Source organism: Curtobacterium sp. MCBA15_007 (genome assembly GCF_001864905.1).
GTDB lineage: Bacteria > Actinomycetota > Actinomycetes > Actinomycetales > Microbacteriaceae > Curtobacterium > Curtobacterium poinsettiae.
On the sequence record NZ_MJGM01000078.1, the window covers coordinates 1 to 12,656 of the forward strand.

At 69.4% G+C, this 12,656-nt stretch carries 12 protein-coding genes; 1 reads left to right on the forward strand and 11 read right to left on the reverse strand.

Features of this window, described 5'->3' with window-relative positions; all coding sequences use genetic code 11:
• Window positions 1-181: hypothetical protein (locus BIU95_RS18980; RefSeq protein WP_217639452.1), on the forward strand; the 181-nt coding region annotated here is incomplete at its 5' end.
• Window positions 182-303: 122 nt separating this feature from the next.
• On the opposite strand, the gene BIU95_RS15645 is transcribed toward BIU95_RS18980, so the two are convergent.
• From BIU95_RS15645 to ilvD, 11 genes are all read right to left on the reverse strand, one after another.
• Window positions 304-1,074 carry a fumarylacetoacetate hydrolase family protein gene (locus BIU95_RS15645; RefSeq protein WP_071252120.1) on the reverse strand — a complete coding sequence of 257 codons (771 nt, stop codon included), beginning with the start codon at window positions 1,072-1,074 and terminating at the stop codon, window positions 304-306.
• Window positions 1,075-1,104: 30 nt separating this feature from the next.
• On the reverse strand, window positions 1,105-2,214 hold the full coding sequence (locus BIU95_RS15650; protein ID WP_071252121.1) for a branched-chain amino acid aminotransferase: 1,110 nt from the start codon (window positions 2,212-2,214) through the stop codon (window positions 1,105-1,107).
• A gap of 15 nt (window positions 2,215-2,229) precedes the next feature.
• Complete coding sequence (locus BIU95_RS15655) at window positions 2,230-3,303, reverse strand: 3-isopropylmalate dehydrogenase (RefSeq protein WP_031260625.1); 1,074 nt, start codon at window positions 3,301-3,303, stop codon at window positions 2,230-2,232.
• A 13-nt stretch (window positions 3,304-3,316) separates the two neighbouring features.
• On the reverse strand, window positions 3,317-4,906 hold the full coding sequence (gene serA / locus BIU95_RS15660; protein ID WP_071252124.1) for a phosphoglycerate dehydrogenase: 1,590 nt from the start codon (window positions 4,904-4,906) through the stop codon (window positions 3,317-3,319).
• Window positions 4,907-5,123: 217 nt separating this feature from the next.
• Window positions 5,124-5,504 carry a hypothetical protein gene (locus tag BIU95_RS15665; RefSeq protein ID WP_071252128.1) on the reverse strand — a complete coding sequence of 127 codons (381 nt, stop codon included), beginning with the start codon at window positions 5,502-5,504 and terminating at the stop codon, window positions 5,124-5,126.
• Entirely contained in the window at window positions 5,501-5,965 is a 465-nt protein-coding gene (locus tag BIU95_RS15670) for a hypothetical protein (RefSeq protein WP_042538764.1), read from the reverse strand. The genes BIU95_RS15665 and BIU95_RS15670 overlap by 4 nt, the downstream gene beginning before the upstream one ends.
• A gap of 73 nt (window positions 5,966-6,038) precedes the next feature.
• A complete protein-coding gene (locus BIU95_RS15675; RefSeq protein ID WP_071252131.1) occupies window positions 6,039-7,229 on the reverse strand; it encodes a mannitol-1-phosphate 5-dehydrogenase in 1,191 nt (396 codons plus the stop codon).
• A gap of 209 nt (window positions 7,230-7,438) precedes the next feature.
• Window positions 7,439-8,464, reverse strand: coding sequence for a ketol-acid reductoisomerase (gene ilvC / locus BIU95_RS15680; protein WP_017888843.1), 1,026 nt, complete (start codon window positions 8,462-8,464; stop codon window positions 7,439-7,441).
• A gap of 70 nt (window positions 8,465-8,534) precedes the next feature.
• Complete coding sequence (ilvN, locus tag BIU95_RS15685) at window positions 8,535-9,035, reverse strand: acetolactate synthase small subunit (protein WP_017888842.1); 501 nt, start codon at window positions 9,033-9,035, stop codon at window positions 8,535-8,537.
• Window positions 9,032-10,855, reverse strand: a complete 1,824-nt coding sequence (locus BIU95_RS15690) for an acetolactate synthase large subunit (protein ID WP_071252133.1) — start codon at window positions 10,853-10,855, stop codon at window positions 9,032-9,034. Before BIU95_RS15690 ends, ilvN begins: the two co-directional genes overlap by 4 nt.
• A gap of 45 nt (window positions 10,856-10,900) precedes the next feature.
• The gene (ilvD, locus tag BIU95_RS15695; protein ID WP_017888840.1) at window positions 10,901-12,595 is read right to left on the reverse strand and encodes a dihydroxy-acid dehydratase; all 1,695 of its coding nucleotides are present in this window, start codon (window positions 12,593-12,595) and stop codon (window positions 10,901-10,903) included.
• Between the last annotated feature and the right edge of the window lie 61 nt (window positions 12,596-12,656).

Here is a 12,656-nt window from a genome sequence, read left to right on the forward strand (position 1 = left end):
CAGAGAGGCATTCGTCTTGTACAACACCCGGGCTCACGACCAGAAGGTCATGGATCCGAGGGCTGGTTGCCTGAGCGGGACCCCGTCCGGACTGCATCTCCAGGTGTTCAACCCGGTGATCGTCTCGGCCGTTCCGTTCTCCGCCTCAGCGGCAACGATTGATTACTTTACGCAGAGGTGAACGGCAGCGCCAAGCCGGGCCACATCCCGGGCGTGTCGGTCATCCCGCCCGGGACGACGGCTCCCCCGACAACGACGGACGGCCCGCTCCCCACCTGGGGAACGGGCCGTCCGAGAGCGTTGTCAGTGCCGACCGATGACCGGGTTCTTGAGCGTGCCGATGCCGGAGATGGTGACCTCGACGATCTCACCGTCGCGGATCTGGCCGACGCCGGCCGGGGTGCCGGTCAGGATCACGTCGCCGGGCAGGAGGGTCCAGATCGAGGACACGAACTCGACGAGCGACGGGATGTCGTGCACCATCTCGTTCGTCGACGCCGCCTGTCGCAGGTCACCGTCGACGCGGGTCTCGAGGCGGATGTCCGACGGGTCGATCTCGGTCTCGATCACCGGGCCGAGCGGGCAGAACGTGTCGAAGCCCTTCGATCGGGTCCACTGCCCGTCCCGTGCCTGCAGGTCACGGGCCGTCACGTCGTTGGCGATCGTGTAGCCGAGGATGACGCTCGCGAAGTCCTCGCGCCGGACGTTCTTGGCGAGCGACCCGATCACGATCGCGAGCTCGCCCTCGTGGTCGACGCGGCCGATGTCCGCCGGCAGTCGGATGGGTTCGTCCGGACCGATCACCGAGGTGTTCGGCTTGAGGAACACCACCGGGTCGTCACCGGCACGTTCGTTAATCTCGGAGGCGTGCTCCGAGTAGTTGAGCCCGACGCCGATCACCTTCGACCGCGGGATGACGGGGGCGAGGAGCTTGGCGTCGGCGAGTGCGACGCGCTCCCCCGTGGTCTCGAACCCCTGGTACATCGGGTCCCCGGCGAGCACCACCAGGTGCCGCTCGTCGAGGATTCCGTACCGGGGGTCTTCACCCTTGCTGCTGAACCGTGCGATCTTCACCGTTCGACCCTACCCACGCCTACCGGTCGATCAGGACGCGTCGGTCAGCTTGGTCATCCACCCGTGCGGGTCGGGACGACGGCCGTACTGGATGTCGGTGAGCTCGTCGCGCAGCGACATCGTGAGTTCCCCGGCCCCCACGGTCGGCGAACCGATCGTGAAGCCCTCGCCCCGGAGTTCGGCGATCGGGGTCACCACGGCGGCGGTACCGCACGCGAAGGCCTCGGTGATGGAGCCGTCGGCGACGCCGTCACGCCACTCGTCGAGCGTCACCCGGCGCTTCTCGACCGTCAGGCCGCGGTCCTCGGCCAGCTGCAGGATCGAGTCACGCGTGATCCCCTCGAGGATGGACTCGGAGTCGGGCGTCACGAGGGTGCCGTCGGACTTGACCAGGACGACGTTCATGCCGCCGAGTTCTTCGAGGTACTTGCCCTCCACCGAGTCGAGGAACATGACCTGCTGGCAGCCGTGCTCGTAGGCCTCTTGCTGGGGCAGCAGCGACGAAGCGTAGTTGCCGCCGGTCTTCGCGGCGCCGGTCCCGCCCTTGCCGGCTCGGGCGTACTGCGTCGACAGCCAGATCGACACCGGCTTCGGGCCCGAGGTGAAGTACGCCCCGGCCGGGCTCGCGATGCAGTGGTACGCCACGGCCTGGGCGGCGCGGACCCCGAGGAACGACTCCGTCGCGATCATGAACGGCCGCAGGTACAGGCTCGTCTCGGGCGCCGAGGGTACCCAGTCGACGTCGGTCTGCACGAGCTGCCGGATCGACTCGACGAACGCCTCGACCGGGAGCTCCGGGAGCGCCAGGCGTCGGGCGGACCGCTGGAAGCGCTTCGCGTTGGCGTCCGGCCGGAACGACCAGACCGAGCCGTCTGCGTGCCGGTAGGCCTTGAGCCCCTCGAAGATCTCCTGGGCGTAGTGCAGGACACTCGCGCTCGGGTCGAGGGACAGCGGGCCGTACGGGTGGATCGACGCGCTGTGCCAGCCGTCGTCCAGCGTCCACTCGACCGTGGCCATGTGGTCGGTGAAGTGCTTGCCGAAGCCCGGGTCGGCGAGGATCTGCTCCCGCTCCGCGGCTGCGCGGCGGTCGGCGGACGGGGTGCTGGCGAACTCGAGTCCGAAGGCGGTGTCGGTGCTCATGGGGAGGACTCCTTCTCAGGCGGTGGTGGTGCGTGCCGTGACCGCGGCGGCGATCGCGTCGCCGATCTCGGCCGTGCGACGGGGCGTGGTGCCCCGGTCTGCGAGGTCGGACTCCACCGCAGCCGTCACCGCCGCCGCCAGGTCACCGCGACCGAGGTGGTCGAGCAGCAGGGCGACGGAGCGGATCGCGGCAGTGGGGTCGGCCTGCTGCTGGCCTGCGATGTCCGGTGCGGAACCGTGGACCGGCTCGAACATGCTGGGGAAGGTGCCGTCCGGGTTGATGTTGCCCGAGGCCGCCAGACCGATGCCGCCGCTGATCGCGCCGGCCAGGTCGGTGATGATGTCGCCGAACAGGTTGTCGGTGACGATGACGTCGAACCGTGCGGGGTCACGGACCATGTGGATGGTGACCGCGTCCACGTGCTGGTAGTCGACGGTGACGTCCGGGTACTCGGCGCCGACAGCCGCGACGGTGCGCTGCCAGAGGGCTCCGGCGTGCACCAGGACGTTGCTCTTGTGGACGAGGGTCAGGTGCCGACGCGGGCGTCGGTCCGCCAACGCGAAGGCGTACCGCACGACCCGCTCGACACCGAAGGCGGTGTTCAACGAGACCTCGGTCGCGATCTCGTGCGGGGTACCGGTCCGGATCGCACCGCCGTTGCCGACGTACGGCCCTTCGGTGCCTTCGCGCACGACCACGAAGTCGACCTCGCCGGGGTCGGCGAGCGGCGTCGGGACGGCCGGGTGCACCGTCGTCGGGCGCAGGTTCACGTAGTGGTCGAACGCGAAGCGGAGCTTGAGGAGGAGCCCCCGCTCGATGATGCCGCCGGCGAGCCGCGGGTCACGCGGGTCGCCGCCGACCGCACCGAGCAGGATCGCGTCGTGCTGCGCGATGGCCGCCATGTCGTCGTCGGTCAGGATGTCCCCGGTCTCCAGATACCGTGCGGCACCGAGGGAGAACGGGGTCTCCTGCACCACGAGGTCGTCCGGCAGGACCGCGTGCAGGACCTTCAGGGCCTCGGCGACGACCTCGGGGCCGATGCCGTCGCCACGGATGACCGCGAGTCGGATCGTCTGCGCAGTGCTCATGTCCGCCACTCCCCTAGAGCGTGATGTCGATCTCGCGGAGCGAGGACGCGTCGATCGCCGAGCGGACGTGCTCGAGGATCTCGGCAGGGACGGGTGAGTCGACCGTCAGCACGCTCAGCGCCTGGCCGCCCGCGGCTTCGCGCGAGATCTGCATCGCGGCGATGTTGATGCCGGCCTGGCCGAACTCCTTGCCGTAGACCGCGACGATGCCCGGTCGGTCGGTGTACTCCATCACGACGTGGTGCCGGTCGAGCGGCACCTCGACGTCGTGCCCGTTGATCTCGACGAGCTTCTCGACCTGCTTCGGGCCGGTGAGCGTGCCGGACACGCTGATCGCCGGGCCGTCCGACTGCGCGCCGCGGATGGTGAGCACGTTGCGGTACTCGGGGCTGTCGGTCTCGGTGATCAGGCGGACGGTGACCCCGCGCTGCTCCGCGATGAGCGGGGCGTTGACGTAGGAGACCTGGTCGCTCACGACGTCGGTGAAGACACCCTTGAGTGCCGCGAGCTTCAGCACGCTGACGTCGTACTCGGCCAGCTCGCCGTGCACCTCGACGTCGATGCTGGTGACCGGCGAGGTCGCGAGCGCGGTGAAGACCTGGCCGAGCTTCTCGACGAGCGGGATGCCGGGGCGCACGTACGGGTCGATGACCCCGCCGGCGACGTTCACGGCGTCGGGGACGAGCTCGCCGCCGAGGGCGAGACGGACCGACTTGGCGACCGAGACGCCCGCCTTTTCTTGCGCTTCGTCGGTGGAGGCGCCGAGGTGCGGCGTCACGACGACGTTCGGCAGCGCCAGGAGCGGCGAGTCCTTCGGGGGCTCGGCGACGAAGACGTCGAGACCGGCACCGGCGATGGTGTTCGACGTGAGGGCCCGGTGCAGGGCGTCCTCGTCGATCAGGCCGCCGCGGGCCACGTTCACGACGAACGCGGTCGGCTTCATGAGCGCGAACTGGGCGTCCGAGATCATGCCCAGCGTCTCCGGCGTCCGCGGCATGTGGATCGTGGTGAAGTCCGCCCGACGCAGCAGGTCGTCGAGGGAGACGAGCTCGACCCCGAGCTGCTGCGCACGTGCCGTGGTGACGTAGGGGTCGTACGCGATGACCGTCACGCCGAAGGCCTGCAGCCGCTGGGTGATGAGCGCGCCGATGCGGCCGAGGCCGATGATGCCGACGGTCTTCTCGTAGAGCTCGACACCGGTGTACGACGAGCGCTTCCACGCACCGGCGGCCAGCGAGGCGTGAGCGGCCGGGATGTGCCGCGCAAGCGACAGGATGTGTCCGACCGTGAGCTCCGCCGCCGAGATGATGTTCGAGGTCGGCGCGTTCACGACCATCACGCCGGCGGTCGTCGCCGCCTTGATGTCGACGTTGTCGAGGCCGACGCCGGCACGGGCGACGACCTTGAGGCTCGGTGCCGCGGCGATCGCCTCGGCGTCGATCTTGGTGGCGGACCGCACGAGGACGGCGTGCGCGTCGGACAGCGCCGCCAGGAGCGCCGGACGGTCGGTGCCGTCCACGTTCCGGATCTCGAAGTCGGGCCCGAGGGCGTCGACCGTTGCGGGCGAGAGTTCTTCGGCGATCAGGACGACCGGCTTCGACACAGCAGCTGTTTCCTCACTCGAGACGGTTGGTATCCCACCATGCTATCGACGCGGGCCGGTGGTGACGACCGCGGGAGCGGTCCTGTGGAGAACCACACGACGGCCAGGGCCCACGCCGCCGGTTCCGGAGCGCCGCGCCAGCGGCGGTCCGGCCGTGCCGGTGGGGAGAGGCGCGGGGCGGTGCCGCACCGCGCCTCCTGGCCGTCGGCGGGTCGCGTCAGAAGTCCAGCAGCGTCGGGACGAACAGCTGGAGGTCGAGCCAGAGGGCGCCGGCGCCCGCGAAGGCGACCACGAACACCGCGATCGTGACGGGCAGGCTCGAACGCCGGGTGATGACGATCGCCGCGACGAACGCGACCGGCGCGATGAGGATGTCGAGCACGAGCCACAGCCACGGGGTGCTGGTCTGCAGCGAGTCGCCACCGGAGGTCGTCTGGAGGAACGCGTTGAAGGCGTCCACCCGCTGGTTGATCTGCGTGAGGTTGCCGACGGCCTGCACCGTCATGTACGCGAACAGCGCCGCGAACACGACCCAGACCACGAGCTTCGCGACGACGGGAGCGGTGGCCTGACGGGTCGTCGGGACGGCCCCGGTCACCCGAAGCTCCGGGTCAGGAGGAAGGGCCAGGGGAAGAGCACGACGGCGCCGAGGAGCATCCAGAGCAGGCGGGTCCGCGTGCGGCTGCTGCGCGCCGCCCAGAGCACCACCGTGAACCAGAGTGCCGGCGCGAGGATCGCGAGGAAGCGGAGCACCTCGACGAAGAGCGTCAGGACCGTGTCGACGCCGGAGACGTACGCGGTCGACGCGGTGAGGAGCCAGGCCACCGTGTAGAGCAGGTAGAGGCCACCGAAGATGCCGAACCCGACGAGTGCACCGGAGGTCTCGGGGGCCTCGGGGTCGCGCGCTCCGCGGTCGCGGACCGCCACCGGGTTGTGCGCCGCGTCGACGTGCGTGGCGTCGTCGGCGTCACCCCAGCTGAGGGCGGCGTCGTCGGTGTCGACGGCGTTCGGCACGTCCGGGTCGATCGACCCGTCTGGTGGGGATGCTGCCGTGGTCATGCCCCGATTCTACGAGGGACGCGACGTCGGGCGGACCAGCGGGTGTCGGCGAGTGGCGCGGCGGCGGCGTCGGTCAGACGTCGGCAGGCTGCGTCGCGAGCACCTCGGCGACCACGTCACGGACTGCCGGGAAGAGCGGGTGGCTCTCCATCAGGCCCGTGAGGATCTCGGTCAGCGCGTGCGCGGTCGCCCCGGAACGCAGGAGCGCGTGCAGCTCGATCGACTCCGGGTCGTTCTCGTCGTCGAAGGCGAGTGCCGCACGGACGGCCCCGAGCAGGTGGTCGACGGGCAGGCCGCGCTCGGCGAGCTGCGATGCCGGGCCGACGAAGCGTTCACGACGGCCGAGCTTGCGGAGCGGATTGCGTCCGACTCGCGCCGTGGAGTCCGGCAGGTGCGGGTTCGCGATGCGGGACAGGTTCTCGGCGACGTAGCGCGCGTGGTCCTCGGGGTCGAAGCCGTGCTTCGCGATGAGCAGCGCGGTGGTCTCGGCGAGCACGCCGTCGACCTCGGCGCGGACGGCGTCGTCCTCCAGGGCTTCACGGATGAGCCGGATGCCCCGCACGTACCCGTGGTAGGCGGCCGTGGCGTGGGCGGTGTTCACCGTGTAGAGCTTGCGCTCGACGAACGGCTGCAGGTCGTCGACCCAGGTGACGCCCTCGATCGTCGGCGGTTCGGCGTCGGAACCCAGGAACGGGGTGCGCTCGATGACCCACTCGTAGAACGGTTCGAGCACGACGTCGAGGCCACCCGACTGGCCGAGGACGCCGGACTGGTCGGGCACGATGCGGTCGATGGCGCAGTTCGCGAAGACGGCGGCGATGTCGCGGTCTTCGAGGATCGGAGCGCGGCGGATGCTGGCGTGCAGGGAGTCGGTCGCGTTGAACGCGTTCTCGCACGCGACGATCGTGACGTCGCCGTGCTCGAGCGGTCGTGCCGCGAGCCCTTCGGCGATGAGCGGCGCGACGAGCGGGAGCGTGCGGGCCCCCACGGCGGTGGTCACGACGTCGGCCTCGGCGATGGCCCGGACCACGCGCTCGCGGTCGGTCTTGCTGTTCAGGGCACGGAACCCGTAGACGAGGTGCTCGACCGGCATCTCGCCGACCTCGTGCACCACGAAGCGTCCGGCTTCGTTGAGGGCCGAGACCACGCGTTCGTCGACGTCGACGAAGGTGAGCTCGTAGCCGCTCGCCACGAGGAACTGGCCCACGAACCCGCGCCCGATCTTGCCGGCGCCGATGTGGACCGCTCGCTTCGTCACCGCCATCCGACGATCATCCCATGCTGGTCGGGGCGGTCCTGACCGCCGGAGCGCAGCACGGCCGACGAGTGTCGGGAATCGGCCGCGGGGAGCGCGGAGGCATGCCGGTCCGCGGCGTGGGGGCTGGAGAAGAGCTGATGCATAACGTTCGGGTCACATCGCGAGGCGGCGGTGCAGGGTGCACCGCCGCCTCGTCGTCGAGTGTTCTCGGAAGACTACCGCGCGGCCGAGCCGTCGACGTAGTCACCGTCGTTCTGCTTCCACGCGAAGAGCGCGCGGAGCTCACGGCCGGTGGCCTCGATGGGGTGCCCCTCGCCCTTGGCGCGGAGTGCCTTGAACTCGGGGGCGCCGGCGTCCTGATCGTCGATGAAGCGCTTCGCGAAGGCCCCGTTCTGGATGTCCGCGAGCACCGCCTTCATGTTCTCCTTGACGTCCGGCGAGATCACGCGGGGGCCGGAGACGTAGTCACCGAACTCGGCGGTGTCGGAGATCGACCAGCGCTGCTTGGTGAGGCCGCCCTCCCAGATGAGGTCGACGATGAGCTTGAGCTCGTGCAGGACCTCGAAGTAGGCGATCTGCGGCTGGTAGCCCGCCTCGACCAGGGTCTCGAAGCCGTACTGGATGAGCTGCGAGGTACCACCGCAGAGGACGGCCTGCTCACCGAACAGGTCGGTCTCGGTCTCCTCGGTGAAGGTCGTCTTGATGCCGCCGGAGCGGAGCCCGCCGATGGCCTTGGAGTACGACCACGCGAGGTCCCAGGCGGAACCGGACGCGTCGACCTCGACGGCGACGATGACGGGGACGCCACGGCCGGCCTCGTACTCGCGGCGGACGGTGTGACCGGGACCCTTCGGCGCGACGAGCGACACGTCGACGCCCTCGGGGGCCTCGATGTAGCCGAAGCGGATGTTGAAGCCGTGGCCGAAGACGAGCGTCGCGCCCGGCTTGAGGTTCGGGCGGATGTCCTCGGCGTAAACGATGCGCTGGACCTGGTCCGGCGCGAGGATGACGACGACGTCGGCCCAGGCCGTGGCGTCGGCCGGCGTGTGGACCTCGAAGCCCGCCTCTTCGGCCTTCTGCCGGCTCTTCGAGCCCTCCTTGAGGCCGATCTTCACCTCGACGCCCGAGTCACGGAGGTTGAGTGCGTGGGCGTGGCCCTGCGAGCCGTAGCCGATGACCGCGACTTTCTTGCCCTGGATGAGCGTCAGGTCGGCGTCAGCGTCGTACACGATGTCAGTCACGAGGGTGTGTCTCCTTGGTTCTGTGGGAGTGCCGGGCACCGTCGGCGCCCGGGAAGGGTGTGACGGGCGCTCAGCGCACCCGATCGGTGATGCTCTTCGGTCCGCGGCCCATGCCGAGGAGACCCGCACGGGCGAGCTCCTTGACGCCGTAGGGCTCGAGCACGCGGAGGATCGCCTGGATCTTGCCGGGGTCGCCGGTCACCTCGACGATCAGGGAGTCGGTCGCCACGTCGACGACCTGGGCACGGAACAGGTTCACTGCTTCGAGCACCGCCGAACGCGTCTGGTTGTCGACGCGCACCTTCACGAGCATGTGCTCGCGCTGGACCGACTGCGAGAAGTCCAGTTCGACGATCTTGATGACGTTCACCAGCTTGTTGAGCTGCTTCGTCACCTGTTCCAGCGGCAGGTCCTCGACGTCGACGACGACCGTGATCCGGCTGAGGCCGTCCACCTCGGTGTTGCCGACGGCGAGCGACTCGATGTTGAACCCGCGTCGGGCGAACAGTCCCGCGACACGGGTCAGCAGACCGGGCTTGTCCTCGACGAGGAGGGAGAGGACGTGGCTCATGCGGTTTCTCCCGTCATGTCGGCGTCTTCGTCGTCCCAGGTGGGCGCGAGTGCCTGGGCGTACTCGATGGACGAGTTGCTGACGCCCTGCGGGACCATCGGCCAGACCATGGAGTCACGGCTCACGACGAAGTCGATGACCACCGGACGGTCGTTGGTGGCGAGGGCGAGCTCGATCGCGGCGTCGACCTCGTCGGCCTTCTCGACGCGGATGCCGAGGGCACCGTACGCGTCGGCCAGCTTCACGAAGTCCGGCACACGGCGCGAGGCGTGCCCCGTCTCGAGGTCGGTGAACGAGTGCCGGCCGTCGTAGAACAGCGTCTGCCACTGCCGGACCATGCCGAGCGACGAGTTGTTGATGATCGCGACCTTGATCGGGATGTCGTTGATGACGCAGGTCGCGAGTTCCTGGTTCGTCATCTGGAAGCAGCCGTCGCCGTCGATCGCCCAGACCACGCGGTCGGGCTGGGCGACCTTCGCCCCCATCGCCGCGGGGACCGAGTAGCCCATGGTGCCGGCACCGCCGGAGTTGAGCCAGGCGTTGGGCCGCTCGTACTTGATGAACTGCGCGGACCACATCTGGTGCTGCCCGACACCGGAGGCGTACACGGCCTCGGGGCCGGAGAGCTCCCCGATGCGCTTGATGATGCCCTGCGGGGCGAGCAGCCCGTCGGTCGGCTCGGCGTACCCGAGCGGGAAGTCGGTCTTGAGCTGGTGGAGCTTCGCCCACCACTCCTCCGTCGAGGCGCGGTCCTCGACCGCGATGCCACCCCAGGCGTCGAGCAGGTCGACCAGGACCTCGCGGGCATCGCCGACGATCGGGACGTCGGCGAAGCGGATCTTCGAGATCTCGGCGGGGTCGATGTCGACGTGCACGACCTTGGCGTCCGGCGCGAACTCGTCGGCCTTGCCGGTGACACGGTCGTCGAAGCGGGCACCGAGGGCGACGATCAGGTCGCTGTCCTGCAGCCCGAGCACCGCCGGCACCGTGCCGTGCATGCCGGGCATGCCGAGGTGCTGCGGGTGCGAGTCCGGGAACGCGCCGCGCGCCATCAGCGTCGTGACGACCGGCGCACCGGTCGCCTCGGCGAAGCGGAGGAGTTCGGCGGTCGCACCGGAGCGGATGACGCCGCCGCCGACGTAGAGCACCGGACGCTGCGCCTCGGACAGCAGCTGGGCGGCCGCGGTGATCTGCTTGCCGTGCGCCTTGGTGACCGGGCGGTAGCCGGGCAGGTCGAGCTTGGGCGGCCACACGTAGGGCGCGGACTTCTGCTGCGCGTCCTTGGTGATGTCCACCAGCACCGGGCCGGGGCGACCGGTCGTCGCGATGAGGTGCGCCGCGGCGAGGGTCGCCGGCACGTCGGCCGGGTCGGTCACCAGGAACGAGTGCTTCGTGATCGGCATCGTGATGCCGACGATGTCCGCTTCCTGGAAGGCGTCGGTGCCCATCAGCGTCGAGAACACCTGGCCGGTGATCGCGATGAACGGCACCGAGTCCATGTAGGCGTCGGCGATGGCGGTGACGAGGTTCGTCGCGCCGGGACCCGACGTGGCGATGGCGACGCCGACCTTGCCGGACGACGAGGCGTAGCCCTCGGCGGCGTGGCCGGCGCCCTGCTCGTGACGGACGAGGATGTGCCGGATCGTGGTGGACGCCATCAGCTCGTCGTAGAACGGGATGATGGCTCCGCCGGGCAGGCCGAAGACGTCGGTGATCCCGAGGTGCTCGAGCGTCCGGAGGACGGCTCCCGAGCCGGTCAGGAGCTCCGGCGACCGGCGTGCACCGGCGGCCGCGGACAACGGAGTTGCTTCCGTGGGCATGAGTGGTCCTTGCCTGAGTGGTGGCGGTGGTGCGGGTGTCGGACGCTAGCCCGTGACCGCGCCCTGGGCAGCGGACTTGACGAGCTTGGCGTACTTCGCGAGGACTCCGCGGGTGTAGCGCGGGGGCAGCGGGGCCCAGCCATCACGGCGGGCCTCCAGCTCGGCCGGGTCGACCAGTAGGTCGAGCGAACGAGCCGCGATGTCGACACGGATGCGGTCGCCATCACGAACGAAAGCGACTGGACCTGCGTCCACTGCTTCCGGTGCGATGTGGCCGATGCAGAGGCCGGTTGTGCCGCCTGAGAATCGACCGTCGGTCAAGAGTAGTACATCCTTGCCGAGGCCGGCGCCCTTGATGGCCGCCGTGATGGCGAGCATCTCGCGCATGCCTGGGCCGCCCTTGGGGCCCTCGTAGCGGATGACGACGACGTCGCCCTTCTGGATGCCTCCCTCGGTCAGGGCGTCCATCGCCGCGCGCTCACGGTCGAACACACGAGCCGGGCCCTCGAAGACCGAGGCGTCGAAGCCCGCGGTCTTCACCACGGCGCCCTCGGGTGCGAACGAACCCTGCAGGACGGTCAGGCCACCGGTTTCGTGGATCGGGTTGTCGAGGGTGCGGAAGACCTCGCCGTCGAGTGCCGGCGGGTCGATCTCGGCGAGGTTCTCGGCGACGGTCTTGCCCGTCACGGTCATGCAGTCGCCGTGCAGCAGGCCCGCGTCGAGCAGCGCCTTCATGATCACGGGGATGCCGCCGTTGCGGTCGACGTCGACCATGACGTACTTGCCGAAGGGCTTCATGTCGGCCAGGTGCGGGACCTTCGAGCCGATGCGGTTGAAGTCGTCCAGCGACAGCTCGACCTCGGCCTCGTAGGCGATCGCGAGCAGGTGCAGGATGACGTTGGTGGAACCGCCGAGGGCCATCGCGACGGCGATCGCGTTCTCGAAGGCTTCCTTCGTGAGGATCTGGCGTGCGGTGATGCCGTGCTCGAGCATGTTCACCACGGCCTCGCCGGAGCGGTGCGCGTAGTAGTCACGGCGACGGTCCGCGCTCGGCGGAGCAGCCGAACCCGGCAGCGACATGCCGAGGGCCTCGGCGACCGAGGCCATCGTGTTCGCGGTGTACATGCCACCGCAGGCGCCCTCGCCGGGGACGATGGCGCACTCGATCTTCTTGAGCTCTTCCTCGCTCATGGTGCCGGCCTTGCACGCGCCGACGCCCTCGAAGGAGTCGATGATCGTGACTTCCTTCATCGTGCCGTCGGCCTGCTTCACGTAGCCCGGCATGACCGAACCCGCGTACAGGAAGACGCTCGCCAGGTCGAGGCGTGCGGCGGCCATCAGCATGCCGGGCAGCGACTTGTCGCAGCCGGCGAGCAGGACCGTGCCGTCGAGGCGCTCGGCGTTGACGACGGTCTCGACGCTGTCCGCGATGACCTCACGCGAGACGAGGGAGAAGTGCATGCCCTCGTGGCCCATCGAGATGCCGTCGGAGACGGAGATGGTGCCGAACTGCAGCGGGTATCCGCCACCGGAGTGCACGCCCTCCTTCGCACCCTGTGCGAGACGGTCGAGCGACAGGTTGCAGGGCGTGATCTCGTTCCACGAGGACGCGATGCCGATCTGCGGCTTGCTCCAGTCCTCGTCTCCCATACCGACGGCCCGCAGCATGCCACGCGAGGTGGTTGCTTCGATCCCGTCGGTGACGACCCGGCTGCGCGGCTTGACGTCGATATCAGGCATGGGATGAGTCTAGGACGGTTTGGGATACCAGCCGTCCACCCCCGTGCTTTCTCATGCTCGG

Bases quoted from the DNA above. Each gene is read 5' to 3' on its own strand.
- BIU95_RS15690 (WP_071252133.1), bottom strand. From the start codon at position 10,855: ATGCCCACGGAAGCAACTCCGTTGTCCGCGGCCGCCGGTGCACGCCGG.
- BIU95_RS15670 (WP_042538764.1), bottom strand. From the start codon at position 5,965: ATGACCACGGCAGCATCCCCACCAGACGGGTCGATCGACCCGGACGTG.
- ilvN (WP_017888842.1), bottom strand. From the start codon at position 9,035: ATGAGCCACGTCCTCTCCCTCCTCGTCGAGGACAAGCCCGGTCTGCTG.
- BIU95_RS15650 (WP_071252121.1), bottom strand. From the start codon at position 2,214: ATGAGCACCGACACCGCCTTCGGACTCGAGTTCGCCAGCACCCCGTCC.
- ilvD (WP_017888840.1), bottom strand. From the start codon at position 12,595: ATGCCTGATATCGACGTCAAGCCGCGCAGCCGGGTCGTCACCGACGGG.
- BIU95_RS15655 (WP_031260625.1), bottom strand. From the start codon at position 3,303: ATGAGCACTGCGCAGACGATCCGACTCGCGGTCATCCGTGGCGACGGC.
- BIU95_RS15675 (WP_071252131.1), bottom strand. From the start codon at position 7,229: ATGGCGGTGACGAAGCGAGCGGTCCACATCGGCGCCGGCAAGATCGGG.